General features: G+C 69.5%; 19 protein-coding genes and 1 pseudogene. 15 read left to right on the forward strand and 5 right to left on the reverse strand.

Translation table 11 applies throughout. From position 1 onward, the window contains the following. The first annotated feature begins 16 nt into the window (after positions 1–16). The 8 genes from AC1RQG_RS02620 (at position 17) to AC1RQG_RS02655 (ending at position 7498) form a co-directional block, all read left to right on the forward strand. Positions 17–1462 (forward strand): phytoene desaturase family protein, encoded by a 1446-nt coding sequence (locus AC1RQG_RS02620; protein WP_493127993.1) that lies wholly within the window; start codon positions 17–19, stop codon positions 1460–1462. A gap of 86 nt (positions 1463–1548) precedes the next feature. Continuing rightward, positions 1549–1830: a type II toxin-antitoxin system HigB family toxin gene (locus AC1RQG_RS02625; protein ID WP_493127995.1), complete on the forward strand. Its 282-nt coding sequence runs from the start codon at positions 1549–1551 to the stop codon at positions 1828–1830. Beyond that, the gene (locus AC1RQG_RS02630) at positions 1818–2240 is read left to right on the forward strand and encodes a helix-turn-helix domain-containing protein (RefSeq protein ID WP_493127997.1); all 423 of its coding nucleotides are present in this window, start codon (positions 1818–1820) and stop codon (positions 2238–2240) included. Before AC1RQG_RS02625 ends, AC1RQG_RS02630 begins: the two co-directional genes overlap by 13 nt. 49 nt (positions 2241–2289) lie before the next feature. Further along, positions 2290–2853 (forward strand): DNA-3-methyladenine glycosylase I, encoded by a 564-nt coding sequence (locus AC1RQG_RS02635; RefSeq protein WP_493127999.1) that lies wholly within the window; start codon positions 2290–2292, stop codon positions 2851–2853. Next, a complete protein-coding gene (mnmC1, locus tag AC1RQG_RS02640) occupies positions 2850–4535 on the forward strand; it encodes an FAD-dependent 5-carboxymethylaminomethyl-2-thiouridine(34) oxidoreductase MnmC1 (protein WP_493128001.1) in 1686 nt (561 codons plus the stop codon). Before AC1RQG_RS02635 ends, mnmC1 begins: the two co-directional genes overlap by 4 nt. 154 nt (positions 4536–4689) lie before the next feature. Next, the gene (locus AC1RQG_RS02645; protein WP_493128228.1) at positions 4690–5436 is read left to right on the forward strand and encodes a sensor histidine kinase; all 747 of its coding nucleotides are present in this window, start codon (positions 4690–4692) and stop codon (positions 5434–5436) included. Between the two features lie 13 nt (positions 5437–5449). Then, positions 5450–7144 carry a tetratricopeptide repeat protein gene (locus AC1RQG_RS02650; RefSeq protein WP_493128003.1) on the forward strand — a complete coding sequence of 565 codons (1695 nt, stop codon included), beginning with the start codon at positions 5450–5452 and terminating at the stop codon, positions 7142–7144. 138 nt (positions 7145–7282) lie between these two features. Next, complete coding sequence (locus AC1RQG_RS02655; RefSeq protein ID WP_493128005.1) at positions 7283–7498, forward strand: hypothetical protein; 216 nt, start codon at positions 7283–7285, stop codon at positions 7496–7498. A 42-nt stretch (positions 7499–7540) separates the two neighbouring features. Here AC1RQG_RS02655 and AC1RQG_RS02660 read toward each other — a convergent pair whose 3' ends face one another. Beyond that, positions 7541–8326 carry a PhaM family polyhydroxyalkanoate granule multifunctional regulatory protein gene (locus AC1RQG_RS02660; RefSeq protein WP_493128007.1) on the reverse strand — a complete coding sequence of 262 codons (786 nt, stop codon included), beginning with the start codon at positions 8324–8326 and terminating at the stop codon, positions 7541–7543. Between the two features lie 155 nt (positions 8327–8481). Here AC1RQG_RS02660 and AC1RQG_RS02665 point away from each other — a divergent pair, with 155 nt between their 5' ends. From AC1RQG_RS02665 to AC1RQG_RS02685, 5 genes and pseudogenes are all read left to right on the forward strand, one after another. Then, positions 8482–9759: a DUF3108 domain-containing protein gene (locus AC1RQG_RS02665; RefSeq protein WP_493128009.1), complete on the forward strand. Its 1278-nt coding sequence runs from the start codon at positions 8482–8484 to the stop codon at positions 9757–9759. Positions 9760–9761: 2 nt separating this feature from the next. Further along, on the forward strand, positions 9762–10571 hold the full coding sequence (locus AC1RQG_RS02670; protein WP_493128011.1) for a DUF3108 domain-containing protein: 810 nt from the start codon (positions 9762–9764) through the stop codon (positions 10569–10571). Positions 10572–10669: 98 nt separating this feature from the next. Further along, positions 10670–12046 (forward strand): hypothetical protein, encoded by a 1377-nt coding sequence (locus AC1RQG_RS02675; RefSeq protein ID WP_493128013.1) that lies wholly within the window; start codon positions 10670–10672, stop codon positions 12044–12046. Further along, positions 12039–12764 (forward strand): annotated as a pseudogene (locus tag AC1RQG_RS02680) (hypothetical protein); the annotation flags it as partial. The gene AC1RQG_RS02675 and the pseudogene AC1RQG_RS02680, both read left to right, overlap by 8 nt. 135 nt (positions 12765–12899) lie before the next feature. Further along, positions 12900–15728, forward strand: coding sequence for an ATP-binding protein (locus AC1RQG_RS02685; protein WP_493128015.1), 2829 nt, complete (start codon positions 12900–12902; stop codon positions 15726–15728). Positions 15729–15824: 96 nt separating this feature from the next. On the opposite strand, the gene AC1RQG_RS02690 is transcribed toward AC1RQG_RS02685, so the two are convergent. Together AC1RQG_RS02690 and AC1RQG_RS02695 are read right to left on the reverse strand one after the other, a co-directional pair. Beyond that, a complete protein-coding gene (locus tag AC1RQG_RS02690) occupies positions 15825–16436 on the reverse strand; it encodes a hypothetical protein (RefSeq protein WP_493128017.1) in 612 nt (203 codons plus the stop codon). Positions 16437–16585: 149 nt separating this feature from the next. After that, entirely contained in the window at positions 16586–17119 is a 534-nt protein-coding gene (locus AC1RQG_RS02695; RefSeq protein WP_493128019.1) for a CcdC protein domain-containing protein, read from the reverse strand. Between the two features lie 133 nt (positions 17120–17252). On the opposite strand from AC1RQG_RS02695, the gene AC1RQG_RS02700 reads away from it, so the two are divergent. Both AC1RQG_RS02700 and AC1RQG_RS02705 read left to right on the forward strand, forming a co-directional pair. Then, positions 17253–19700: a S9 family peptidase gene (locus tag AC1RQG_RS02700; protein WP_493128021.1), complete on the forward strand. Its 2448-nt coding sequence runs from the start codon at positions 17253–17255 to the stop codon at positions 19698–19700. A 136-nt stretch (positions 19701–19836) separates the two neighbouring features. Further along, the gene (locus AC1RQG_RS02705) at positions 19837–20001 is read left to right on the forward strand and encodes a hypothetical protein (RefSeq protein WP_493128023.1); all 165 of its coding nucleotides are present in this window, start codon (positions 19837–19839) and stop codon (positions 19999–20001) included. 18 nt (positions 20002–20019) lie between these two features. On the opposite strand, the gene AC1RQG_RS02710 is transcribed toward AC1RQG_RS02705, so the two are convergent. Together AC1RQG_RS02710 and AC1RQG_RS02715 are read right to left on the reverse strand one after the other, a co-directional pair. Then, positions 20020–24585: a translocation/assembly module TamB domain-containing protein gene (locus tag AC1RQG_RS02710; RefSeq protein WP_493128025.1), complete on the reverse strand. Its 4566-nt coding sequence runs from the start codon at positions 24583–24585 to the stop codon at positions 20020–20022. After that, the gene (locus AC1RQG_RS02715) at positions 24585–26408 is read right to left on the reverse strand and encodes an autotransporter assembly complex protein TamA (RefSeq protein WP_493128027.1); all 1824 of its coding nucleotides are present in this window, start codon (positions 26406–26408) and stop codon (positions 24585–24587) included. The genes AC1RQG_RS02710 and AC1RQG_RS02715 overlap by 1 nt, the downstream gene beginning before the upstream one ends. Positions 26409–26456: the final 48 nt, after the last annotated feature.

The following is a 26456-nucleotide window of genomic DNA, read 5'->3' on the forward strand; positions in this document are numbered from 1 at the left end:
TTTCCGAGGAGCGCGCATGAAGACGAAAACGGTCGCCGTGATCGGCGCGGGCGTGGCCGGCCTGGCCGCCGGCATCCACCTGGCCCAACGCGGGTTCGATGTGACCGTGTACGAACGCGCGGACCGCGCCGGCGGCTGCTGCACCACCACGGAGCTCGACGGCTACCTGTTCAACGACGGCGCCATGTACCTGGCCATCCCCGGCATTCTCGACGTCGGCTTTGCGCGGCTGGGCATGGACCGCGCCGCGCTGCTGCCGCTGCGCCGGATCGAACGCATGCAGACTTCCCTGTTCGACGATGGCAGCGCGATCCGCTTCGGCGTTGGCAGTGCGCTGGCCGCCCAAGGCGCCGGCCTCGATGGCCGCACCGCCGAGTTGCAGGCCGAACTGGCGCAACTGGTGTCGCGCTGGCGTGAACTGTACGACGTCCTGACCGGTGAAATCATCGTGCAGCCGTTGTCCGTACCACGCCTGCTGGCGGCCACCTGGCGTCATTTGCCCAAGCTGGCCGGCACCGTGGGCAAGGAACTGGCGCGTCACATCGCCGATCCAAAATTGCGCGCCGCGCTGGCCAACGTCACGCTGTACACGGGGCTGGCGCCGGAGCGCACGCCGGCGTTGCAGATGGTGGGCACGATGGCCATGCTGCTCGACCAGTTCTACCTGCCGGTGGCCGGCATGGGCGCCATCCCGGCGGCGCTCGAGCAGCGCCTGCGCGCGCTGGGCGGCAAGCTCGTTTGCGGCGCGCCGGTGTCGTCCATCGACGTGGCGCATGGCCGCGCCGCCGGATTGACCGTGGCGGAGAGGGGCGCCATGCCGTACGACGCCATCGTGTCCACCGTCAGCGGCATGCACACCTTCGCCTCGCTGCTGAACGCGGCCGACGTTCCGGCCGCCATGCGCAGGAAGACGCAGCGCGCGCCGCTGTCGCAGCGGGCCGTGTCGGTGCAGCTCGGGCTGCGCAACCGCATCGATGGCGTCAGCCACTTCAACTACCGCACGCCGTTGATGGATCAGCAGCACCGCTTCCTCGATGCCGGCGATATGGCGTGCCTGGCCTACACCGTGCCCACCGTCACCGCGCCTGAACTGGCGCGCGATGGCGGCAGCATCATCGAACTGTATCCGACCATCGACCAGTCGCTCTCGCCCGATGCGTGGAGCGACGCGCGCACGGAGCAGGTGGCGCAGGCCGCGCAGCAAGCCCTGGCGGCGCTGCATCCGCTGGACGTGGCGGTGCGCCGCGTGCGTTCGCCGCGCCATTTCCGCGACCGGATGTTCCTGTACGAGGGCGCGGTGTACGGCTTGTCGCCGGCCGCCGACGGCCGCGCCCAGTATCCGCACGCCACGCCCATCCCCAGCCTGTACCAGGCGGGCCAGACCTCCTATCCGGGCTTCGGCGTGAGCACGTCGCTGCTGTCGGGCATCTTCGCGGCCGAGCAGTTGCTGGCGCGCGCGTGAGGCATGGTCGGGCGCCGGTACTGAACACATAGGATAGCTACACGAAAAGATTATGCAAATATCTCAAAATGAGATAGAGTGCCCTTATGCGCGTGATATCTAACAAAGCCCTGGTAGATTTCTCGGCGATCCACCCGTCAGCCGGGGCGTCACTGCAGGCTTGGCGCAAGATTGTCGAATCCCGGCCATTTTCGAATTTCGCTGAGGTAAAAGCGACTTTCAACGCTGTCGATAAGGTAGGGATTTACTATGTCTTCGATATCGGCGGCAATAAGTATCGCCTGATAGCTGCGATACATTTCGATCAGCAAAAGCTGTATGTCCGGCACGTTTTTACGCACAAGGAGTACGCCAAATGGCAGCCGTAATGGACCGTGAGGTGATAGAAGACATTACCAACCGTTTTCAGGCGTTGACGGCTGTGGTCCCGCTGCATGCCATTCGCACGGACGCGGACTACGATAAGGCGATCGCCGTCTTAAACCAGTTGCTCGATGCTGGCGCCGCCGACGAGCGTTCGCCGCTCGCCGATTTGACCAATGCGCTTGGCGCATTGATTGGCGACTATGAGGAAGCGAACAACCCGCCAGCTGAAGTTGCCCCGGTTGCGATGTTACGGTTTCTGATGGAGCAACACAATCTATCTCAGTCCGATCTTCCCGAGATAGGGAGCCAGGGCGTGGTATCTGAGATTTTGCGTGGCAAACGCGATCTCAACGTTCGCCAAATCAAGAAGCTCGCTGGCCGTTTCCACGTACCGCCAGCTGTTTTCATTTAATTATTTATACTGTTCGCCTTCCGCGCCTCAAGCTCCCGAATCCGCCGCCATGACCATCACCCGCTGCCGCTGGGCCAACCCGGCCAATCCCCGCTATCTCGATTACCACGACCACGAATGGGGCGTGCCTTGCCACGACGAGCTGCGCCTGTTCGAGATGCTGAACCTGGAGGGCGCGCAGGCGGGACTGAGCTGGGAAACCATCCTCAACAAACGCGACAGCTACCGCGCCGCGTTCGACCACTGGGACGCGGAAAAGATCGCCGCCTACGACGAGGCCAAGGTGGCGCAGTTGCTGGCCGATCCCGGCATCGTGCGCAACCGCCTGAAGGTGGCGGCCGCCATCAGCAACGCGCGCGCCTACCTGCGCCTGCGCGCGGAGGGCGGCTCGCTCGACCGCCTGCTGTGGGACTACGTGGACGGCCGGCCCATCGTCAACGCCGAACAGCCGCGCCCCAGCAAGACGGCGCTGTCCGACCGCATCTCCAAAGACCTGGCCAAGCGCGGCTTCAAGTTCGTCGGCTCGACCATCGTCTACGCCTACATGCAGGGCATCGGCATGGTGGACGATCACGATCCGGCCTGCTTCCGCCACACGGAGCGGCGGGCATGAGCGCGCTTCACGTGATCCTCGCCACGGATTTCGGCGATGGCGCCCATTTCATGGAAAACTGGGCCGCCAGCTCCGGCGAACTGCACTACATCGCCATCGCACCGCGACCGCCGGCCGCGGCCGACATCGGCGACCCGCAATTGCGCGCGCTGTGGTCGTTGCCCATGCCGGGCACGCACCGCATCGTGCTCGATGGCGGCCGCGTCACGCTCGACCTGATGGTGGGCGCGGTGGAAGCGATGCTGCCGCAGGTCGTGGCGCGCGTGCACGCGTTCCACCTGCCCGCCGCCGTTGGCGAGCAGCCGCCGGCGCGCACGCTGGCCGGCGCGCTGGCCAGCCTGGCCACGCCTGGCGCCACGCTGCTGGCGCAGTCGCCCGACGAGGCGCTGGTGTGGGCGCTGACGGCCGCCGGTTTCGCCTGCAAGGTCGTGCCGGAGACGCGCGGCCATGCTGTTCCCGATATTGAAGCGCGGTTCGCGAGCCGCCGCCCGCAGCCGCCGGCGCCGCCCGCGCCCGTGCGGCGCGCCATCGTCATCGGCGCTGGCGTGGCCGGTTCCGCCGCCTGCCAGCGCCTGTGCGCGCGCGGCTGGGACGTGACCCTGGTCGAACGCCATGAGGGGCCGGCGCAGGAAGCGTCGGGCAACCATGCCGGTATCTTCATGCCGCTGCTGTCCAAGGACGACAACATTCCCACCCGCCTGACCCGTACCGCCTACCTGTTCGCGCTGCGCGAATGGCAACGCATGGGCGGTGTGGGGCGGGCGTTCAAGGGCGCCAGCTGCGGCGTGCTGCAACTGGCGCGCGACGCCGAGCATGACGGCGTGCAGCGCGAGGTGGTGGAGGAGGGCGGCTATCCACCCGAATTCGTGCGCTGGCTCGATGCGCCGGCCGCCAGCGCCTTGCTCGGTTCGGCCACGCCGCATGGCGCCTGGCTGTTCGGGCAGGGGGGCTGGGCGCGTCCGTCGTCGCTGTGCCAGGCCATGCTGGACGCGTGCGGCGAACGCCTGCGCCGTGTGTTCCATGCCGAGGCGCTCACGCTGGCGCGGGTGGACGGCGAATGGCAGGTGCGCGCGGCCGATGGCGCGTTGCTGGCGCAGGCGCCCACGCTGATCCTGGCCAACGGCAATGGCGCCAAGCGGCTGGCGCAGGCGGCCGAATTGCCGCTGTCGGCCGTGCGTGGCCAGGTCACGCACCTGGCGCAGGACCGCGCGCCGGCGCTGTCGTTGGTGGTGTGCCGCGAAGGGTATGTGACGCCGCCGTCGGATGGTGTGGTATGCGTCGGCGCCACCTACGGCATGGCCGACGATCCCGCCCTGCGCCCATCCTGCCATCAGCAGAACCTGACGCGGATGGCCGAGATGCTGGACGGCGCGTCGGCGGCCGACGCGCCGCTGGCGGGCCGGGTCGGCTTCCGCAGCGCGGCGCCGGACCGCTTGCCGCTGGTCGGGCCGCTGCCCGACTATCCGTCGGCCGGCCGGCTCGAGCAGCTCGAGGATGTGCCGCGCCATCCCGGCCTGTATGGTCTGCTGGGCTACGCGTCGCGCGGCTTGATCTGGGCGCCGCTGATGGCCGAGCTGCTGGTGTCGCAACTGGAGGGCACGCCGCTGCCGGTGGAAGCCATGCTGGCCGAGGCGCTCGATCCGGGCCGCTTCCTGCTCAAGCAGCGCCGCCGCAGCCAGTAACGCGCCCGCCGGCCTGGCGAGCGTTGCATCCGCGCCAACTGATCTATTGCTGCAGCGCAATTCCAAGCGTTTTACACTTGTCGGCAGGATATAATTCAACTCCTACAATGCGGGCAGCAAGGGCGCCGCGCGGCCCTTGACGGAGAGCGGAATGATGGATGACCAAGCGGGTGCGCCCGAGCTGTTTTTGTTCCTGGCTTCGACCGTGCACGACATGAAGAACTCGATCGGTGTGCTCAGCGGCACGCTGGAGCAGCTGCTGTCGGCCGCGCCGCCGCCGGCACCGGCTGCGGCGCCGGCCGACAGCGATCCGGCCGCGACGGCCGAACCGACGCCGTACAGCCAGATGGCCCACATGCTGTACCAGACCCGCCGCCTGAACGACAACCTGATCCAGCTGCTGGCCCTGTACAAGGAAGTGGGCAAGCCCGGCTACCCGTTCGACCCGGCACCGCAGCAGATCGGCGAGCTGGTGGAGCAGGTGGCGTCGCAGGCGCGCATCCTGCTCAAGTCGCGCGGCATCGCGCTGGAACTCGATTACGCGCCGGAGCTGATCTGGTCCTTCGATGAAGACCTGGTGATCGGTGTGCTGGTGCACGCCATCAACAACGCGATCCGCTACACGCGCGACCGCGTGCGCCTGGCCATCCGCGTCGACGGCGAAGAATTGGAACTGCGGGTCGAGGACAACGGCGACGGCTTCCCGCCCGCCATGCTGGCCGCCGGCGCGGCGCCGATGGAGCAAAGCCGCGTCAACTTCCTCACCAACAGCAGCGGCCTGGGACTGTACTTCTCGCGCGAAGTGGCGCGCATGCACAAGCACCGCCAGCGCAGCGGCAGCATCGCGCTGACCAACGGCGGCGCGCTGGGCGGCGGCTGCTTCGTCCTGCGCCTGCCTTAGGAAGCCGCGCGCCATGACCCCCACCGTCCTCCATCCCGCCGCCATCGACGCCGTCGACTGGGCCGAGAAACGCTATCTGCTGGTCGACGATTTCGTCGGCATCCGCCAGTTGCTGCGCGAATCGCTGCGCAACCTGGGCGCCAAGCACATCGACCAGGCGGCCAGCGGCGGCGAGGCCATGGTGTTGCTGGCCAAGACGCGCTACGACGTGGTGCTGTGCGATTACAACCTCGGCGACGGCAAGAACGGCCAGCAGGTGCTGGAGGAGGCCCGCATCAAGCACCTGATGCTGCCCAGCAGCGTGTGGCTGATGGTGTCGGCCGAGAAGAGCGTGGAGTCGGTGATGGGCGCGGCCGAGCACCAGCCGGACGCCTACATCATCAAGCCGATCACGGAAGGTGTGCTCCTGACCCGCTTGAACCGCGTGTGGCACAAGAAGCAGATCTTCCGCGAGATCGACCAGGCCTTCGCCGACAAGGACTTCCTGCGCGCGGCCCGCCTGTGCGACGAGCAGATCGCCCACAACAAGCTGCACGAGGTCGACCTGCTGCGCATGAAGGCCAACCTGCTGCTCAAGGCGGGCGAGCCGGAACAGGCGCGCGCCGTATACGAGCGGGTGCTCGAGGGCCGCGAATACAACTGGGCCCGCACGGGCCTGGGCAAGATCCGCATGAACAACGGCGAGCTGGAGGCGGCGCGCCAGATGTTCCAGGGCGTGATCGCGGAGAACCGTTTCTACATCGACGCCTTCGACCAGCTGGCGCAGGCCTATCAGCGCATGGGCAAGACCGAGGAGGCGTGCGACGTGTTGGAGAAGGCGGCCAAGCTGTCGCCCAATTCCGTGCCGCGCCAGCGCAGCCTGGGCATGGCCGCCCTCAAGCTGGGTAACATCCCGCTGGCCGAGCGGGCCTTCCGCAAGTGCATCGAGATCGGCGAATATTCGATCCTCAAGACGGTGGACGCGTATTTCGGCCTGGCCCGCGTGTACGGCCAGAAGAACGACACCAAGGAGGCGCTGCGGCTGCTGAACTCCGCGCTGCAGCAGTTCTCGGGCGACCATGTGAACCTGCGCGCCAAGATCACCGAGGGCCTGGTCTACCACGAGAGCGGCGACTACCGGCGCGCGCGCAAGTCCGGCGACGAGCTGGAACAGATGCTGGTGGAGGAGAAGCTGCGTCCCGACGTGCCCACCTGCATGGAGATGGCCACGCTGCTGTTCGCGGTCGGCGTCAAGGAGGCGCCGGTGGACCTGCTGTGCTACGTGGCCCGCAACAACGACGACAACGAGCCGCTGCTGGACGACATCCAGAAGGTGTTCGACAAGGCGCGCATGGGCGAGGAGGGCGAGGCCCTCATCAAGTCCTCGCGCAAGGAGGCGGCCGACATGATGAACAAGGGCGTGCTGCTGTGGAAGACGGGCAAGCTGGACGAGGCCGTCGACTGGATGCGCGAGGCGCGCCTGGCGCTGCCCAACAACATGCGCATCCTGTTCAACTCGGCCCAGATCATCATCTCCCACCTGCAGCAGAGGGGCTATTCGCGCGAGCTGTCGGACGAGGCCATCGCGGTGCTGATGCATGTCGATCACATCGCGCCGGGCCAGCAGCGCTTCGCCCAGCTGATGGAGCAACTGGCCCTGCTGGCGCCGGCCCCCGTGGCCGCGCTCGACGAGGTGGCCGAGGCGCTGGAACAGAGCGTGTCCGAGTGATGGATGGACGCAACGCCGGCGACGCGCGCGCTTGTTGCACGCCGGTCAAATGATTACACTGAAAATCCGGCGCGGCCCGTGGCCAGTGCGGCTACCCCGCGCCCTATGATAAGCAACAGCCAAGAGAAGGGCACACCCATGCGCGATATCGCCAAAGAAGTCTACGAAAAAATGAAAATCGGCGGCACCGCCTGGATCCGGCCCGTGACCGCCAAGGGCGACACGCTCGACAGCTTCCAGGGCGCGCTCGACGGCGCCAAGCTGTTGGCGGACGAGGGTTTGATCAATATCGAGAAAGTTCAGCGCCAGGCGGACGGCCTGATCGAGGCCATCCGCATCCTGCGCCTGTCCTGACGGCGGCGGCGTACGCCGCCGCGCAACACCGACAGAACGCGCTTACTGCGCCGAAGGCTTGACGGCCGGCTTGGCCTTGACGGCGCGCGGCTTGGCGGCGGCTTTGGCGGGTGCCTTGGCGGCCGGCTTGGCCGCATCCGTTTCCGCCTTGGGCTTGGCGGCGGCGCTGGCCGCCGTGGCGGCGTTGGCCGCCGATTTCGCCACCGAGGTGGCGGCCGCCGTGGCCGCCGCCGCCATCTTGCCGGCGTTGCTCATCGCTTCCGGTCCCAGCGTGCTGGAGACGGCCTGCTTGAACTGGTCCTGCAGCAGATTCCACCAGATGGCCGGATTGGCCATTTGCGCCGTCGCGTCGGCGTTCGGGCCGGCGGCCGGTTTGGCCGCACCGGCGTCGGCGGCCGGGGGCGCGCTCGCGGCTGGCGCGGCCGGCGCGGCCGGCGTTTCCTTCACGGGCGCCTTGGCCGGCGCCGCCGCCTGGGCCGCCTGCTGGAAGAACACGGACGCGTAGGGCACCGTGTCGAGCAGCGACTTGGCGTCGCCGCCGCCCTGGTTGACGGCCGCCGCCATGCTGGCGCCGACCGACTTGAGCGTGGCGATGGTGCCGCGCTGCACCTCCAGCGCCTGGATACTGCCGCGCAGCATGCTCATGTTCAGGTTCAGCCACGTTTCCACGGCCTTCAGGTCATTGATCTTCTTGTCCAGTTCATCCACGGACAGGGTGGGCGCCGTCAGACCCGGCACGCTCATGCTCCCCCACAGGTTCTTGACGAAATCGAGTGTGTCCGTCATGACTGCAGCGCCTGGGATGTTGGGCATTTGAGGGTTAGACATGGCTGGGTTCTCCTGTGAGTGAGCGATTAGCGTAGCAGATATCGGAGGGGCGTTCAAAAGGTTTTGACAACATTCGCGCCCGCGATTGACGCGCCGGCGCCTGCGGGCGCCGCCGTCGTCAGCGGACCAGGGCCCGGACACGTTAAACTAGCGCCATGACGATCGCCACCTTCCTCCGCCCACGCCGCCGCTGGCTGCTGCTGGGCGCCGCCACCGTGGCGCTGCACTACCTGACCATCGACTGGGTCGGCACCCAGCTGGGGCAGCGCGAGGCGCGCCGCCGGCCGCCGCCGTCGCTCGTCACGGCCCAGCTGCACCTGGCCCTGCCGCGGCACCATGAGGCGGCGCCGCTGCCGGAGTTGCAACCGTTGAGCGCGTCCGCACCCAAGCCGGCACCAAAGCCCGCACCCAAGCCGGCCCCCAAGCCAGCACCCAAGCCCGCGCCGCCGCCACCGCCACCGCCGGCACCGGCACCGGCGCCCGCGCCCGCGCCCGCGCCCGAACCAGCGCCCGAGCCAACACCCGCAGCAATGGCCGAGCCGGCGCCCGCGCCGGTGCCGCCCGTGGCCGACGGCGGCGCTGCCGACAACGGCGCCGGCGCGCAAGCGCAGTCCGGCGCCGAGCGCGCCCCGGCCGCCGCCCAGCCGCAGGCGGGCGCCGACCAAGCCACGCCCGGCGCGGCCCCGGCCCCCACGGCCCAGACCAGCGACGCGCCGCCGGCCCCGCCCGTGCAGGCGCCGGGCCAGGGCATGCGCCGCTACAAGGTGAACCTGCCGCCCTCGGCCGATTTCCTGCTCGACGTGCGCCGGGTGGACGCCAACGGCACCAAATGGACGGGCGAGGCGGCCATGAAGTGGCATACTGACGGCGGCAGCTACACCTTGTCGGTGGAGGCCGGCATCAGCATGCTGATCACCCGCCTCAACCTGCTGGTGCTGACCAGCACCGGCACCATCGACGATTTCGGCATCGCCCCGGTCACGGCGACCGAGAAGCGCAGCGGCCGTTCGCAGACGGCCACCCACTTCAACCGCGACGACGGCACCATCACGTTCTCCGCGTCCGAACGCAGCTACCCGCTGCTGGTGGGGGCGCAGGACAAGGCCACGGTGCCGTTCCAGCTGGGCGCCATCGGCCGGGCCGACCCCAACCAGTTCGGCACCGACATCGACATCCTGGTGGGCGAGGACAAGGAGGCGAACATCTTCCGCTTCCAGCTGGTGGGCGAGGAGGAGCTGGAGACGGGGCTGGGCAAGCTGCAGACCTGGCACCTGACCCGCCCGCCCAAGCCGGGCACCTATTCATCGCGGCTGGACGTGTGGCTGGCGCCCTCGCGGTACTGGTATCCGGTCCAGATCCGCAACACGGAAGCGAGCGGCGCGCTGACCACGCAGACCGTCTCCAGGATAACCATGACAGATTCGGGAAAATGACTATGACTACAACGAACACCTCGGCGGCGCTGCTGCTGGCGGCCGCCGTGCTGGCGGCGCCGATGCCGGCGACGGCCGCCCAGCGCGGCCAGGCCGCCGGCGCGGGCGCGGCCAACGCGGCCGCCGCCACGGCCAGCGAGCACCCCAGCGTGCGCCGCGCCTACAACCTGCCGCCGTCGGCCCAGCTGCGCTACACGATCTCCGCGCGCCAGCGCAGCCTGCCCATCTCGGGCGACGCCGTGGTGGCGTGGCAGGCGGGCGAGGGCAAGTACAGCATCAGCACCGAGAGCCACGCCGTCATCTTCGGCAAAATCCTGGAGAACCGCAGCGAGGGACTGGTGGACGGCTACGGCCTGGCGCCCCTCACGTTCTACCAGAAGCGCTTCCGCAAGGACCCCAGCACCACCACCTTCAAGCGCGACAGCAAGACCATCGTGTTCACCGACGGCGACGACAGCTACCCGCTCAAGGGTGGGGAGCAGGACCGCACCAGCGCCCCGTGGCAGCTGCTGGCCCAGGCCCGGGCCAACCCCGAGCGCTTCAAGCCGGGCACCGAGTGGGCCTATTTCGTGGCCGGCCCGCGCGACGCCGAGCCGTGGGTGTTCAAGGTGGTCGACCACGAGACCGTGCACACGGGCCAGGGCGACGTCGACGCGCTGCACCTGGTCAAGGCGCCGCCGCCGGACGCCCAGGGCCAGCAGGTCGACCTGTGGCTGGCGCCGTCGCTCGAGTGGTATCCGGTGCGCATCCGCTTCGCCGACGCGGACGGCGACTTCGTCGACCAGACGCTCGACAAGATCAGCAGGAAATAGCGGCCGTGCCTGATATACTGACGCCCCCGCGATGAAGATGACGGGCCCGCGAGGGCCGATTCTGTTGTCATCTTAATCATCATCGAGAATGGCACAGAATGATAGAAATTTTGGCAAATGCAGCCACGGCTGCGGAAGCACCGCTCACCGGCACCGAGCACCAGGACACGCTGCAAGCCCATTTCCAGCCCAACGTATCGGCTGACGAGATCGAGCAGGTCTACCACCTGAAGCGCGCGCAACCGCTGCTGCAGGTGTTCACGGCCCTGTTCCACGGCGGCTTCGACGGCGTGCTGGTGCGCCTGCTGGTGCTGCGCGAACTGGCGTCCGACACGGCCACGTCGGCGTTCTCGCGCGCCGACATCAACACCCGCCTGGCCTACCTGCTGCCCGAGAGCCTGGAGACGGTGCTGATGCGCCTGCGCTCGAACCAGCTCCTGGCCTGGGACGCCCAGCAAGCCGTGTACCGCGTCACACCCATGGCCCGCAACGTGCTGTCGGCCATCGACGGCCTGCTGGCGCTGGGCCAGAACGAGGACGAGGCGGAGATGGGCTTCCTGCTGTCGCAGGTGGCCGGGGCCCAGGCCGTGGGCGGCGTCACCGTCGAGCAGCTCCAGCACCTGCTGGGCCGCCTGGTCGAACTGACCGAGGAATTCGCCGACGCCATCGCCTCCGGCTCCGAATTCCGCCTGCGCGCCTCGCAGGCCAAGTGGCACATGGCCTGCGACTGGGTCGAGAAGGGTTCCGAGATCCTGCGCGCCATCACGGCCGACGAGAACGCGGACAGCGCCACCCACAAGGCGGCCCAGGCCATCGGCCGGGCCCAGAGCGCGCTGCTCAACATGCAGGGCATGTTCTCGCGCGCCCTGAACCAGATCGAACGCCAGCGCGTGCACCTGGGCCAGTCCGGCCTGTCGACCACCGACATCAAGCGCTGGCTGCTGCAACATGAAGACCTGGCCTCGCTGGCCGACGGCGCCATCGACCAGCCGGTCGTGCCGCTGTTCATCACGCCGGCCGAGATGATCGACGTGGCCGAGACCGAGCTGCTGTCGGACCGCGTGTCCGGCGTGGCGCCGGGCGGCCTGCCGGACGGCCAGGATGCACCCACCACCATCAACGACACACCCGCCATGCAAAAAGAACTGGACGACTGGCTGGCGCGCCTGTCCGACTTCGCCGCGCTGGGCAATTTCCCCAGCATCGCGGAGGAAGCCCCGAAATCGATCCCGATCCAGGATTCGCTGCTGCCGGCCACCTTCGCCGTGGCCTCCTACCGCGCCTCGCTGCTGCCGCTGTTGGGCGACGCCTCCGAGGCCAGCCTGCAGGGCGCCACGGCCGAACTGGCCCGCCTGCCCGTGACCTTCACCCCGTCCGACGAGATGATCGAACTGCCCGACCTGCACGTGGCGGCCATGTCGCTGGCCACGCTCTCCCTCTCCCTCGATCCGCAAGGCGACAAGAACGATGAATGACGACGCACAAATCCTGATCGCGCGCCTGCTGACGCACCAGACCCTGCGCCGCGACGACAAGCTGGTCAAGCGCGTGCTGTCGGACGAGTTGTTCCGCGCCGAGGTGGACACGCGCTTGCAGGCCACCGGCCTCAAACTGCTCGACAACGTGTACGCCGACCATGTGACGCTGGCCCTGACGCGCGCCATCGAACCGAAGATCTTCGGCGCGCGCGACGTCTGGCAGAACAACAACTTCGGCCTGTCGCGCGACGGCGTGGCCCTGCTGGTGGTGCTGTGGGCGCAGATCATCCTGCCCAAGCGCGAGCGCCAGGAGACCCACCAGCACGCCGAGGACGACCAGAACGACATGTTCGGCGTGGAGAAGCCGCTGCCGCGCGCCGAGGACACCTCGATCGGCATCGCCTACAAGGCGCTGCTGGCCGATTTCGGCGACAAGCTGGGCAAGAAGACCCGCCTCGACATGAACCTCGGCATCCTGGCCAAGCTGGGCTTCATCGAACGGCGCGGCGACGTGATCGTGGAAGGCCCGCTGCTGGACCTCTTGATGGACACCGACCTGCTCAAGGAACGCATCATCAACGGCGCGCTGGCCGACGTGTTCAAGCGCGCCCCGGCCCAGATCATCCCGGTGCCGCGCGCCACGCCGCCGCTGGCCGTGGACGAGGCGCCCGCCGCCCCGGCCGACGAGGAAGAACCGGCGTTCGAAGTGCCCGCGTTCGAGGTGCCCGACGCCATACTGCGCGAGGCGCTGCCCGCCGGCGACGCCATCCAGACCCACGCCGCCGACATGGGCGCCAGCGACGACAGCGCCGCCGCGCCGACCGACGACACTCCAGCCAGGGACTAATCCATGTTTCACATCAAATCACTCGAACTGGTGCACTGGGACTACTGGCAGCGCATCAAGAACATCCCGCTCGACGCCAAGATCATCACCATCGCCGGCCAGAACGGCTCCGGCAAGACCACGCTGCTCGACGCGCTGCGCACCCTGTTCGGCCTCGATTGCTCGATGGGCCGCACCTACAAGCACTACGCGCGCCACTCGGGCCAGCAGACGGCGTGGCTGCGCGCCGTGGTCGACAACAAGAACGTCGGCAAGCAGTTGTCGAACCGACCGTTCCGCAGTTCCGGCTTCTTCAGCGACGACGAGGTGACGCTGTTCTGCCAGATCCAGAAGAACGGCGGCGACTGGAAGCGCCAGTACCTGATGCGTCCCGGGAACGTGCAGATCGAGGAGATCACCGAGGCCAACGACTGGCTGGGCGTGGAGAACTACCGCAAGCGCCTGGCCAACGCCGGCCTGTCGCCGGCCATGGCCAAGGTGCTGGCGCTGGAGCAGGGCGAGACGGACAAGCTGTGCGAATACGCGCCGCGCCAGTTGCTCGACCTGGTGTTCCAGGTGTTCGGCGACAAGGAGGTGCTGGACGCCTACGACGAGGCCAAGCGCCACCAGCGCGACACGGAACAGGAACTGAAGCGCTTCGAGACGGAGCTGGAAGCGTCCAAGACCAATCTGGAAGGCCTGCGCCTGCGCGTGGCCAACTACCACCAGTGGGAAGACCTGAACAAGGAACGCCGCAACCTGCAGGAAGAAGTGCTGCCGACGCTGGAATACCACGAGGCGCGCGAAAAGCACGCCAACGTGAGCCGCCAGTTGCGCGACGCGCGCAAGCCGCTGGCGCAGGCCGACCAGCAGTTGACCGACAAGCGCAACGCGCTGGCCGCGCAAGCGAAAGCGCTGACGGAAGCGCAGCAGCATGAAACGGTGCTGGAGCAGGAATCGACGGCGCTGCAAAGCCGCCTCAGTCAGATCAACGGCAAGCTCAAACCGCTCGACAGCCTGCTGGAACAGAAGGCCCGCCTGCAAAAGCTGGCCGCCGATTCCGGCAACGACATCGCCGAAGTGGCGCAGCAGCTGGAGGAGAAGGAAGCGGAACTGGCGCGCCAGAAGCAAGCGCGCGAGGCGCTGTCGGCCCGCATCGCCGGCGAACTGGCCACCATCGCCGCGCTGCAGGGCAAGACCGCCATGCCGGAACCGGAAGCGGTGCGCGGCATGCGGCGCGCGCTGCGCGACGCCGGCATCGGCCACGCCATGCTGTCGGACATCGTGGAAGTGACGGACGCGCGCTGGCAGGGCGCCGTCGAGGGTGTGCTGGGTGGCTATGCCTCCGTGGTGCTGCTCGACAAAGCCAAGGACGCGCCGGCCGCCTACCGGCTGGCCGAGAAGGAGCGCTATCGCCACTTCATCGTGCCGGAGCTGGTCACGGCGCCCGGCGTCAAGGACGACAGCCTGCTGTCGGTGGTGAAGTTCTCGGCGCCGGTGCCGGCCTGGCTGGTGGACCAGCTGTCGCGCATCGCCCGCGTGGACACGGTGGACGAGGGCTTCAAGCTGGGCAAGGACGAGGAATGGATCACGCCCGAGGCCTACCACCGCGAACGCCGCGGCGGCCGCTCGCTGTTCGTGGAGGCGTCGCGCTACCGCTTCGGTTCGGCCGGCCGCACCCAGCGCATGGAGGCGATCCAGAGGTCGCTGCCGGCGCTGGAGGCGCAGGAGGACGCGCTCACGCTGGCCATCAGCAAGCTGGCCTCGGAAGTGGGCGCGCTCAAGGCCCGCATCGCCGGCGTGGACGCGGCCAAGGAACTGGCCGCGCGCCAGGCCGAATTCGATGAGGCGGCCCGCAACGCCGTGCCGCTGCGCGAGGAGCGCATGGAGGTGGGCACGCGCCTGGGCGAGCTGCAAACGCTGATCAAGGACGCCACCGTGCAGCGCACCCGCACCGACACGGTGTGGCAGAACGCGCGCTTCGCCCTGTCCGAGGCGGAGGCCGGTCTGCGCCTGAACAACAAGCGCCAGATCGAACAGCGCGGCGACCACGCGCGCGCGCTGCTGGCGCTGCGCCGCGCGTGGCGCCATCTGCCCAAGAGCTGGCGCCGTCCCGCGCGCCGCGCGCGGCTGGTGGCCGAGCACCAGAACTCGCACCAGGTCGCGCTGCGCATCCACAGTCTGGAGGCGAGCCTGGCCCGAAGCGACTGGGAGCTGGACGCCACCGTGATCGACCAGTACCAGCGCCTGAACGAGCAGCTGCACGGGCGCCAGTCGGAGACCGACGAGCGCCGTTACCAGAACAACCGCGCCATCGAGGCCACGGCCAACGCGCGCGGCGCCTACATCGAGCGGCTGCGCTACACGATCAAGACCTACAGCAAGAACATCAAGGAGCTGGGCGAGCTGGCCGGCATCGAGGTGCACGCCGACCCGGTGCGGCTGGAGAACGACGACACCCAGCTGGCCCAGGCCGGCCTGCACGTGCGCTTCAAGTTCGACGGCAAGGGGCCGATCGGCATGAACGACGGCGAGGCCTCGGGCGGCCAGCAGGTGATGAAATCGCTGGTGCTGCTGATCGGTTTGTTGAAGTCCGAGGATGGCTCGGGCGGCTTCGTGTTCATCGACGAACCGTTCGCCCACCTCGACATCCGCAACATCCAGCTGGTGGGCGAGTTCCTCAAGAACACCGAGGCGCAATACCTGATGACGACGCCGCTCACCCACAACACGGACGTCTACGACCCGTCGGAACTGACGCTCATCACGAGCAAAAAGAAGAAGGACACGTTGTGGGCCCAGCCCATCTTCGTGCTGCAGCGCCGCCCGACCGAAGCGGCCAAGGCGGCCTGACAAAATAAGCGGGGTCAGCAAGAAGCCGGGGTCGGTTCCGGCAATCGGCAATATGGCCGATTGTCGGCACCGACCCCGCTTTTGCTGCGTTTTTGCTTAGCGCACCAGGTCGTCGTCGCGGCGCTCGCCGAGCAGTTGATCGAGCTGTTCGCCCAGGCGTTGCGCCAGTTCGCCGCCCTTGGCTTTCAACACCGCCTCCAGATACGGGCGCCGCAATTCGCGGAAGTCTTCCACGCACGCCGCTTTCTCCACCTTCAGCTGCAAGGTGAAGCCGCGCAAGCCTATCGTGCTCTTGATGGTTTTGTTGTAGAAATCGTACAGCGCCTGGAATCGTTCGGCCTGGGTGAGCGGGCTGGCAGCGGGGGCGGGGGCCGGGGCCGATGGCGGCACGGCCGGCGCTGATGCCGGCATCGGCACCGGCGCCGGCGCGGCCACGGTCGCCGGCACGGCCATCATCGCTGTCTCCTCCTCCAGCGGCGCGTCGATGGTGCTGTAGCTGGTCGACAGCACGATGAATTGCTGGGCCAGCAGTTCCTGCATGGCGTCGGCCGTCAGTCCCAGGCCGGCCACGTTGCGCAACAGCTCATCCTCGGGCCGGTGGCCGTCGACCATCACCAGCAGCGTGCGCAGGCGCGGCGCCAGCTGGTAGCGCCGGGTGGCGATCTCCTCGCGGCCTTTGGCGGTCTTGTCGTAAATGGACGTCTTCATCGACTGGCGTAAATTCGCATGGATTTCTTCTCAGAACATAAAGTTGCCTCAAGGATACATGAAGCATACCATCAAATGCGCGATTTCCAGTACCAATGATAGTCCCGCCAGCGCGGGACGCGCGCAAAACCGGGCGCCGGTTTTGCGCGTTACAGCAGACGGTCGAGCGGGCCGCGCGGCACCGGCTGCTGGCCGCGCTGCCAGCGCGCCAGCAACCAGTGGTAGCTGCCGAAGAAGCCGGCCAGCAGGCAGAACGGCAACACCGTCAGCGGGTTGCGGTGGAATTCCTCGGGCGGCAACGGGGTGCCGTTGTGCATCTGCAGGTACAGCTCGAAGCCGCGGTACAACAGGCGCGCGATGAACAGCATCGACACCAGCACGCCCAGGCGCAGGTTGGGCGTGTAGAAATAGCCTTCGGGCGTGTTCTCCAGCCGGCTCAGCCGCATGTTGCGGTAGCCGAGCGCGATCCCGCCGGCCAGGCCCAGCGCCAGCGCGCCCAGCGCCAGCGGGCTGTCGAGCACCTTGGCGGCCAGCCCGCCCACCAGCGCCGCCAGCAGCAGCACCACCGCGTAGTGGCGCCACAGGATGGACTGGCTGCGGCCCATGGCGGCCTTGAGGCGGGAGTAGATCCGCCACACCAGCAAGGGCACCAGCAACAGCAGGATGATCGTCGTAATTTCCATTTCAGCGTTCCAAAGACAGGCGCGGCACCGCGCCGCGCACCGCGATTGTAAGCCAGAACGGTGGCGCATTGACTTTCGCCGGGCGTATCAGCAATATGGGGCGACCGCCGCACAGACAGGGACCGCCACCCACATGAGTACACTGATTCCTCCCTTGCCGCCCGGAATAGGCCTGATGGCCGCCTCGCCCAACAGCGGCCCGCAGGATGGCCGCTACCAGTTGCCGGCGCCGGCGTTGCAGGCCATCGTCGACGCGCCGCGCGCGCCGGCCCTGAGCCTGAGCCCGCGCCGCGACCTGGCCGCCATGGTGCAGACGCCGCCGCTGCCCGGCATCGAGGAGGTGGCGCAGCCGGAATTGAAGCTGGCCGGCCTGCGCATCAACCCGCGCACCTGCGCCGCCAGCCGCTTCGCCTACGGCGCCGACCTGACCCTGCTCGACATCGCCAGCGGCAAGGAGAGCCGCATCCGTGGCTTGCCGCGCGCGCTGCGCGTGTCGGACCTGAGCTGGGCGCCCGACCAGCGCCACCTGGCCTTCAGCCACGTGGCCTACAAGGGCGAGCGCGGCGAGGTGCAGCTGTGGCTGATCGACATCGCCGCGCGCCGCGCGCGCCGGCTGGTGAGCCAGCCGCTGTCGGCCGTGCTGAGCCGGGGCTTCTCGTGGCTGCCCGACAGCAGCGGCCTGCTGCTGCAACTGCGGCCGGCCGGCATGGGCAAGCCGCCCGTCGTCGATCCCGTGCCGTCCGGCCCCGTGCAGCTCGACAGCGACGCCGAGGGCGCCGTGCGCCAGTTGCGCACCTACCAGGATCTGTTGCGCAGCGAGGACGACGCGCGCCTGTTCGAACATTACGTCACCGTGCAACTGGCCCACACCGACCTGCAGGGCACCGTGCGCCCGCTGGGCGAACCGGACCTGTTCTCGCGCGTGTCGGTGGCGCCGGGCGGCCAGTACCTGCTCACCCACAGCATCATGCGGCCGTATTCCTACCTGGTGCCCGTGTCCGGTTTCGGCGAGCGGATCGAAGTGCGCGACATGCAGGCCAAACTGCTGCACACGGTGGCCATGCTGCCGCTGGAGGAGGGCCTGCCGCCGGGGAACGATGCGGTGTCGGCCGGCGTGCGCCACGTGTCGTGGCGGGCCGACGCGCCGGCCACGCTGATGTGGGCCGAGGCCCAGGATGGCGGCGACCCGGCGCGCCACGTCGAGCACCGCGACGTGCTGTACCTGCACGCGGCGCCGTTCCATGGCGCGCCGCAGGTGCTGGCGCGGCTGGCCATGCGCTACGGCGGCATCGCCTGGGGTCGCGGCGACGTGGCCCTGCTCAACGAGCACTGGCACAAGACGCGCGCCGTGCGCCGCTGGATGATCGCGCCCGACCATCCGGCGCTGGCGCCGGAGCTGATCTACGAAGGCTCGTACGAGGACCGCTACAACAGCCCCGGCTCACCGGTGACGCGGGCCGACACCAGCGGCTTCCCGCGCCTCGTGATCGGACCGGAGACCACGATTTTGCTCGATGGCGCGGGCGCCACGCCGGAAGGCGATCGCCCGTTCATCGACCGCCTGAGCCTGACCACGCGCAGGAAGGAGCGGCTGTTCCAGAGCACCGCCCCGTATTACGAGAACGTGGCGGCCGTGCTGAACGAGGAGGGCACGCTGCTGCTGACGACGCGCGAATCGCCGACCGAGCGGCCCAACTACTACGTGCGCGACCTGCGCCTGCCGCCGGAACACCAGCTGCGGGCGCTGACCAGCTTCCCCCATCCCACGCCCGAGCTGAAGGACGTGCAAAAGGAGCAGATCCGCTACCGCCGCAACGACGGCGTGGAGCTGACGGCCACGCTGATGCTGCCGCCCGCTTACGACGCGGCCCGCGACGGCCCGCTGCCGATGCTGATGTGGGCCTATCCGCACGAGTTCAAATCGGCCAGCGCGGCCAGCCAGACCACGGGGTCGCCGTACCGCTTCAACGCCGTCAGCTACTGGGGGCCGGCCGCCTTCCTGGCCGTCGGCTACGCGGTGCTGGACAATCCCTCGTTCCCCATCATCGGCAGCGGCGACGCGGAACCGAACGACAGCTATCTGGCCCAGCTGGTGGCCGACGCCGAGGCGGCCGTGGACGAGGTGGTGCGGCGCGGCGTGGCCGACCGCCGCCGCATCGCCGTCGGCGGCCATTCGTACGGCGCCTTCATGACGGCCAACCTGCTGGCCCACACGCGCCTGTTCCGGGCCGGCATCGCCCGCAGCGGCGCCTACAACCGCACGCTCACGCCGTTCGGCTTCCAGTCCGAGGAGCGGCCGTTCTGGCAGGCGGCGGCCGTCTACCAGGCCATGTCGCCGTTCAACCACGCGGACAGGATCAAGGACGCCATGCTGCTGATCCACGGCGAGCAGGACAGCAACCCCGGCACCTTCCCCATGCAGAGCGAGCGCATGTTCCAGGCCATCAAGGGGCTGGGCGGCACGGCGCGGCTGGTGATGCTGCCCAACGAGGCGCACGCCTACCGCGCGCGCGAATCGATCCTGCACATGCTGTACGAGACGCACCGCTGGCTCGACAGGTACGTCAAGCACGCCGAGTGAGGCGCAGGGGGATAGTCGGCGTCGGCCAGGATCGGCCGGCAGCGGCGGCCGGATCAAATTGTGCGCAGATCGGACGGGGCGCGGGCCGCGGCGGCGTAGAATGGAAGCACATCGCCAGCCACCCCGGAGGGAAATCATGCACAGTGCCGCCATCCACGCCCACCGCGCGCCAGACCCGGCCCCGGTCGACGACCCCGTGCCGGAGCCGCCGCCGCACCAGCCGCACCCGGTGCCGCAGGACGACCCGGTGCCCGACCACAATCCGGCCGCCCAGCCATCGTGGCGATGCCAGACGGCATGACCTGACCCCGGTTTTTGTTTAATCGAAGGTCCAGGTGTAGAGCACGTCGAGCGCGTTGTTGGTGCCGGTCTGGAATTGCAGCGTGATGCGCGGATTGAGCTTGTAGCGCAGCTTGACCAGGCTGGTGGCGGAACTGGCGCCCTGCTCGAAACTGAGGTAGGCGCGCGATGACAGCCGCTTGCCCACCGTGACCACCGTCGTCTCCAGTCCCTTGGCCTGGCTCACGCCCAGTTCGTCCACGCCCAGCGAGTTGGCCAGCCGGCCCTGGCCGCCGCCGAACAGGGCGCCGGCCGCTGTGCTGAGCAGGGCCATGTCGTTGCCGGCCGTGCTGTCGATGCCGTGGCCGAGCACCAGCCAGGCCAGCTTGTCGCTGTCGGAAACGGCCGGCGTGGACACCAGCTTGGCCACCGGCGCCAGCGCCGTGCCGCGCACCTCCACCCCCGCTTCCACGTTGTTCTCGTTGAGCGCTTCGCCTTCGGGGCGCTTGCGCACGGCCAGGATGTTCAGGCCCGGATTGTCGTACGCGCCCGTGAAGTTGATCACGCCTTTTTCGATCGCCAGCTTTTGCCCGTAGGCCGCGTAGGTGCCGCTCACCACGCGGATGCCGCCCGTCACGCGCGGCGGCCGGCGGTCGGCCACGCGGATCCGCACGGCGCCGGCCAGCTGCGCGTCCAGGCCCTTGCCTTTGAGCGTGAAGGCGTCGCCCAGGTCGGCCTCGACGTCCACGCTGAGCGGCAGCGCCTTGCTGTCCCTGACCGGCGCCGCCCCCCGGCCGAGGATCACCACGTCGCTGCTCATGGTCGGCGTGTCCTGGCTGGCCAGTTCGATGTTGGCGCGGTCGGCGCGGAATTTGCCGTCGAGCTGGAAGCGTTTGCTGTCGCGCACCAGCGTGCTCTGGCCGCTGATGACGAGTGTGCGGTCGGGCCGGGCCAGCACTTCGAGCTGGTCGGCCGTCAGCTTGAGCTGCATGCTCGCTTCGGCGCCGGCGAAGCGGATCGCGCCTTCGGCCTGGGCGTGGCCTTCGGTGCCGTCGAATGTCAGTTTCTGCAGCAGCAACTGGTCGCCCGTCAGGCGCGCCTGCAGTTGGCCGTTGCGCAGGCGGACGCCTTGCTCGGCCCAGTTCAGCACCAGTTTGTCGCCGTTGATGTCGCCGTTCAGCTGCGGCGCGCCCCAGGTGCCGGCGCCGGACATGGCCAGCCTGAGGGTGCCGTCCAGCTCCAGTCCGGGCTGGCCGGCCAGCGGCGCCAGCCAGGCCAGCGATCCCATGTTGGCGCTGCCGTTCACGCTCAGCGCGCTGGCGTCGGTCAGCTTGCCGTCGATCAGCTGGGCGCTGGCGTCGAGCCGGGCCTGGCCGGCGCGGCTGCCGTCGAGCGCCAGTTGCAGCCGCAGCGCGCCGGCCGCCGCGTCCACGCGCGCGTCCAGTTGTTTGAGGCCGAGCGGCAGCGGCACGTCCGCGCCCGTGACGGTCAGGTCGCCCTGTTCGCGGTACAGGTGCAGCATGCCGTCCACGGCCGGCGCGCCGCCGGGCGGGGCGGCCTGCACGGCCAGCGACCAGGCCGCGCCCACCGTCATGTCGCTCCGGATGTTGTCGCGCCAGGCGTCGGACAACTGGGCCAGGTAGTTGACGGGCACCCCGGCCGCCTGGCCTTTGCTGCGCCACTGCGGGCCGTTCTTCTCCAGGCTGTCGATGCGGATGGAACCGGCCGGCAGCGCCACCGTCGCGGGGCCGAGCGCGATCTGCTCGGGGTGCAGCAGGCCGGCCACGCCGCCGCCGGCCGGCGCGGCCAGCCGCAGCGGCGCCGGCGCTTGCAGCGTGAGCGCGTAGCGGCCCCGGTTCTGCAGCGTGTCGATGGCGCCCGTCCACGCGTCGCCGCGCCAGCCGCCCTTGAGGCGCACGGCCGCGTCGAAGTCGCGGTTGCCGCCGCTCAGTTGCAGCACGTGGGCCGCGCGCGTGCCGCTCGCCTGCACGCGGGCGCGGTCCAGCGTGAGCGCGGGCGAGTCGTAGCCGGCGATGGCGATGTCGGCCACCACGGGGTCGTCGCCGCTGTCGTTCGCGCGCGCACCGGCGAGCGCGCGCACGCCGGCCAGCATGCGCGTGACGGGGTTGTCCGCCGGCTTGGTCGTTCTGCCGCCTGCGCTGGCCGATGCCGTGCCCGCGCCCGCGTTTGCGTTGGTGCTGGCTTCTGCGCTGGTGGCCGGACTGGCGCCAAGGCTGGCGCTGCCGCGCAGCGATTTGATCTGCTGCTGTCCGGGCGCGCGCAGGTTGGCGCCGTCCACGGTCAGCGTCAGCGCGGGCCGCTCGGCGCTGCCCGACAGCGTGCCCGCCGCGTGCAGCGCGCCGCTGAATTGCGGCCCGGCGCTGGCCAGTTGCGGCGCGTCGAGTGTCCAGTCGAGCCGGTCGCGCGGGCTGCCGAACGCGCCGCGCGCCTGCGCGCTGTTGGGCCCCAGTTGCAGCGCGATGTCGGCGTTGCCGATGTGGCGCGGATCGGCGGCCAGCTTCGCGTAGCCCGACAGCGCGCTGCCCGACAGCGTCGATGGCTGCAGCTTGAGATCGAGAGCGGCGCGCCAGTCGGCGCCCAGCGCCGCGTTGCCGCTGAAATCGGCGTTGACGGCGCCGGCCGGGTAGCTGCCGAAGGCGGCCGGGTTCAGGCGTTGCGCGCTGCCGCTCGCCTTCAGTTCCAGCTGGCCCGCCGGGCCGGCCAGCCACGCCTCGCCGCTGGCGTGCAGCACGCTGTCGGGCACCGGGTGGCGCGCGGCCGCCACGCCCAGGCCGCGCAGCGTGGCGTCGAAGCTGGTGCGCGGGGCGGCCAGCGTGCCGCGCGCCGTGCCGCTGGCGGCCAGGGCGCCCAGCAGTTTGCCGCCGGCCGTGCCCAGGTCGCGCGCGTCGATCCTCCAGTCCAGTTGCTGGTCCGGCGTGCCCAGGCCGCCGCGCAGTTCGGCCGTGTTCTGGCCCAGCGCCAGGCGCGCCTCCACGCCGCTGATGCGCTGGGCGTCGGCCGTCAGCTTGCCGGCGCCCGAGACGGGCTGGCCCAGCAGCTTGCCCGGCTTGAGCGTGAAGTCGGCCGCCACCTGCCACGCGGGCGACAGGTGGCCGCTGGCGTTGACGTCGGCGTTCAGGTCGGCCGCCGGGTAGTTGCCGAAGGCGGCCGGGTCGAAGTGTTCGGCGCTGATGGCGGCCTTGAACGCTTGCGCGTCGCGCAGGCTGGCCTGGGCGGTGGCGTTTACGCTGCCTTTGCCCAGTTGCAGGCGCGCCTGGCGCAGTTGCAGCAGCTCGTCGGCCAGCGTCGCCTGCAGGTCCAGCCGCAGCCCGTCCTGGCCCAGCGCGGCGCGCAGCGTTTGCTGTTTGCCGTCGCTGTCCATGGTCACGTCGCCGCCGATATTGGTGGCGTGCAGGTTGCCGACCACGCGCTGCAGATTGAGGTGCTCGGCGCGCAGCGCGAGTCTGGCCTTGTCCACGCCGGCCTGTGGACCGCCGCGCGCGGCGTTGATCGTGGCTGCGCCCGTGAAGCGGCCGGCCGCGCCCAGGTCGATGGCGATGGCGTCGATGGTGGCCGCCGTCAGCGTGCCGCCCAGCTTTGCGGTGGCGCCTTGCAGCGGCAGCCGTTGCTGGTCCAGCGGACCCGGTTGGCCTTCATTGCGCAGCGCCAGTTGGCCCGCCAGCGCTTGCTTGCCGTCGACGCGGGCCGCCAGTTGCACGGCCAGCCGCGCGTGCGGCCAGGCGGCGCGGTAGCCGGAGGGGTCGATGCCGCTGGCCTTCAGGTCGATCCCGTGCAGGATCACGGGGTCGAACGGCGCCAGCGCCAGCGTGGCCGTGCCGCTGGCCGTGCCGGCCGTGCCGTCGGCGTCCAGCCGCAGCTGCGTCAGGTCGCCATGGGCGCGCATGCGCAGTTGGGCGGGGTGGGGCGGGGCGCCCTCGGTCTGGGTCAGGCTGGCCTTGGCGTCGACGGCGAACGGGCGTTGGGCGCCCACCGTGAGCTGCGCCTGCACACGGCCGATGTCGGTCAGGGCGTCGCCGTCCTCCAGCCGCCAGCCGCTGCCGTCGCCGCTGAGGCGGAAGCGGAGCTGGCGCACTTGCGTGCGGCTGCCGTGATCGAGCAGGGTGAGTTGGCCCAGGCGCGCGTCGGCGATGTTCAGCCGGAACGGCGCGGCCAGCGAGGCCGGCAGCACGGGCGGCGTGGACGGCCCGGTGCTGTTGACGGTCAGCGCGTTCGCCTGCAGCGCGCTGATGGCCACGCCCTCGGAGAAGAACTGCAGCGGCGACCAGGTGATGTCGATGCCGTCGATCGTGATCACGGTGCCGGGGCTGCGGTGCACCAGCCGCGCGATGTGCATGCGGTGGTACAGCGAGCCGCTCACGCCCTGCACTTCGATCTGGCCGCCGCTGGCGGCGGCGATGCGGCGCATCAGCTGCTGCAGGGTGCTTTCGCGGCCCAGCAGCCAGACGGCGCCGCCCAGCACCACGCCCACCGCGCCCACCCCGATCAGGGTGCGGCGCAGCCAGCGGCGCCGGCGCGGCGGCGTCGGCGGCGGGGAGGGCGGGGTGCCGCCGTCGGTGGTGGCGGGCGTGTGGTCGGTGTCGGACATCAGAACGTGAATCCCAGTGAGAAGTGCAGCCGGTATTTTCGCACCGCGTGGCCGTAGGCGAGATCGACGTTGATGGGGCCGACCGGGCTTTTCCACCGTCCGCCCACGCCGTAGCCGGACTTCGGATGCAGATCCTTGAGCGTGTCGGCCGCGCTGCCGGCATCGTAGAACACGGCGGCGCCCCACGTCGGCTTGAACCAATGCTGGAATTCGACGCTGCCCGTGCCCAGGTAGCGCCCGCCCGTGATGGCCGTGCCTTCCTGGATGCCGAGCTGCTGGTAGGCGTAGCCGCGCACGGACTGGTCGCCGCCGGCGCGGAACAGGTAGACGGCCGGCACGCCCTGTTTTTCACGCGAGGCCAGCGCGCCGCCCTCGGCCCGCAGGATCACGTTGTTGTAGGCACCCAGCGGGTGGTACAGCACGGCGCGCGCGTAGCCGCGCACGAAGGCCTGGTCGGTCAGGATCGGCAGCAGCGCGCCGCCCAGCTGGGCGTTGATCACGTAACCCTTGGTGGGGAACAGCAGGCTGTCCAGGTGGCGCCAGGTGGAGCCGTAGGTGAGCGGCAGGCTTTTGCTGCTGCCCGTCTCGACGTTGGCGATGGTCTTGGTCTCGCTGAGGAACTCCAGCGTCAGGCTGCGTTCGAGCAGCGGCGTGCCCCACGCGCGCTTGCCCGAGACGGCCGCCACGCTGGTGACCTCGCCCGAGATGTCGCTGCGTTCGAACGAGGCGCCGATGCTGTCGCGGTAGCCCTGGGCCGTGACGGGGTAGTAGAAGTCGCTGTGCGCGCTCTGCTTTTTCGTCTCCAGCGTCAGCGCGCTCTTCATGCGCAGGCCGAAGATGGACAGGTCGTCGTACGTGAGCGAGGTGCGGTTGCCGGTGTTGGTGCTGTAACCGATACCGGCGCTGACGTTCTTGCGCTTGTTCTCCGTCACCCGCACCAGCAGCGGCAGCGCCGGCATCGGCGGCGCCTCCGCCGCCGCCGGCGCATGGACCTTGGCCTGGGCCGCCTCGCCCGCTTCGAGCTGCTCGCCGATCACGGCGCTCGTGTCGGCGCTCACCTCCACGGTGGCGAAGTAGCCGGTGTCCTGCAGCCGGCCCTGGAACGCCTGCAGCGCCGCCTCGCTGTAGTCGTCGCCGGGCTTGATCTGGTTCAGGTTGGCCACGATGGATGGCGGATAGCGCTTCAGGCCTTCGATGCGCAGCTCGCCGAAATGCAGCTCGGGGCCGCTGTCGAGCACCACGCGCAGCAGCGCCAGGTGGGTGTCGGGATCGACGGTGGCCTGGCTGTCGGTCAGCCGGGCGCGCGGGTAGCGGGTCTGCACCACCTGGCGCAGCAGGGCGCGCTTGGCCTGTTCCCAGTCGGCCTGGCGGAACACGGCGCCGCGCGGCAGGCCCCAGCTGGCCAGCAGCGCGTCGCGGTCGTAGCGGCGGTCGGCCGGCTGGCCGGACGGCGCGTCGAAACCGGTCAGTTCCAGTTCCACGTCGCCCACGCGCACCGGCTCGCCCGGCTGCACGCTGATCAGCACCTGCGGCTCCGCCGCCGCCTCGTCGAGCCGCACGCTGACCTCGGGCGAGTAGTAGCCGTCGGTGGCCACCAGCGTGCGGATCTGGGCCGGCGCCACGCGCACCATGCGCTGCAGCTGCTCGCGGTCGATGCGCTCGTTGCCGCGGAAACGTTCGAGGTCGAGGTTCTGTTCGAGCAGCGTGTCGAGCGGGCGCGGCGCCTCGATGCGCACGCGGTAGCGCAGCCCCCCGGCCATGGCCGGGGCGCAGGCCGCCATGGCCACCGCCAGCAGCGATACTTTTACGGCCAGTTGTGCCAAAATTCGTGATCCTGCCTCGGTGCGGGCGGGTGGTGCCGGAAACATGGG

This window comes from Rugamonas sp. GW822-FHT03B10 (assembly GCF_058801745.1).

Bases quoted from the DNA above. Each gene is read 5' to 3' on its own strand.
- AC1RQG_RS02685 (WP_493128015.1), top strand. From the start codon at position 12,900: ATGTTTCACATCAAATCACTCGAACTGGTGCACTGGGACTACTGGCAG.
- AC1RQG_RS02660 (WP_493128007.1), bottom strand. From the start codon at position 8,326: ATGTCTAACCCTCAAATGCCCAACATCCCAGGCGCTGCAGTCATGACG.
- AC1RQG_RS02700 (WP_493128021.1), top strand. From the start codon at position 17,253: ATGAGTACACTGATTCCTCCCTTGCCGCCCGGAATAGGCCTGATGGCC.
- AC1RQG_RS02695 (WP_493128019.1), bottom strand. From the start codon at position 17,119: ATGGAAATTACGACGATCATCCTGCTGTTGCTGGTGCCCTTGCTGGTG.
- AC1RQG_RS02710 (WP_493128025.1), bottom strand. From the start codon at position 24,585: ATGTCCGACACCGACCACACGCCCGCCACCACCGACGGCGGCACCCCG.
- AC1RQG_RS02625 (WP_493127995.1), top strand. From the start codon at position 1,549: ATGCGCGTGATATCTAACAAAGCCCTGGTAGATTTCTCGGCGATCCAC.
- AC1RQG_RS02630 (WP_493127997.1), top strand. From the start codon at position 1,818: ATGGCAGCCGTAATGGACCGTGAGGTGATAGAAGACATTACCAACCGT.
- AC1RQG_RS02620 (WP_493127993.1), top strand. From the start codon at position 17: ATGAAGACGAAAACGGTCGCCGTGATCGGCGCGGGCGTGGCCGGCCTG.
- AC1RQG_RS02690 (WP_493128017.1), bottom strand. From the start codon at position 16,436: ATGAAGACGTCCATTTACGACAAGACCGCCAAAGGCCGCGAGGAGATC.
- AC1RQG_RS02665 (WP_493128009.1), top strand. From the start codon at position 8,482: ATGACGATCGCCACCTTCCTCCGCCCACGCCGCCGCTGGCTGCTGCTG.
- AC1RQG_RS02645 (WP_493128228.1), top strand. From the start codon at position 4,690: ATGGATGACCAAGCGGGTGCGCCCGAGCTGTTTTTGTTCCTGGCTTCG.
- AC1RQG_RS02675 (WP_493128013.1), top strand. From the start codon at position 10,670: ATGATAGAAATTTTGGCAAATGCAGCCACGGCTGCGGAAGCACCGCTC.
- AC1RQG_RS02650 (WP_493128003.1), top strand. From the start codon at position 5,450: ATGACCCCCACCGTCCTCCATCCCGCCGCCATCGACGCCGTCGACTGG.
- AC1RQG_RS02670 (WP_493128011.1), top strand. From the start codon at position 9,762: ATGACTACAACGAACACCTCGGCGGCGCTGCTGCTGGCGGCCGCCGTG.
- AC1RQG_RS02705 (WP_493128023.1), top strand. From the start codon at position 19,837: ATGCACAGTGCCGCCATCCACGCCCACCGCGCGCCAGACCCGGCCCCG.
- AC1RQG_RS02635 (WP_493127999.1), top strand. From the start codon at position 2,290: ATGACCATCACCCGCTGCCGCTGGGCCAACCCGGCCAATCCCCGCTAT.
- mnmC1 (WP_493128001.1), top strand. From the start codon at position 2,850: ATGAGCGCGCTTCACGTGATCCTCGCCACGGATTTCGGCGATGGCGCC.
- AC1RQG_RS02655 (WP_493128005.1), top strand. From the start codon at position 7,283: ATGCGCGATATCGCCAAAGAAGTCTACGAAAAAATGAAAATCGGCGGC.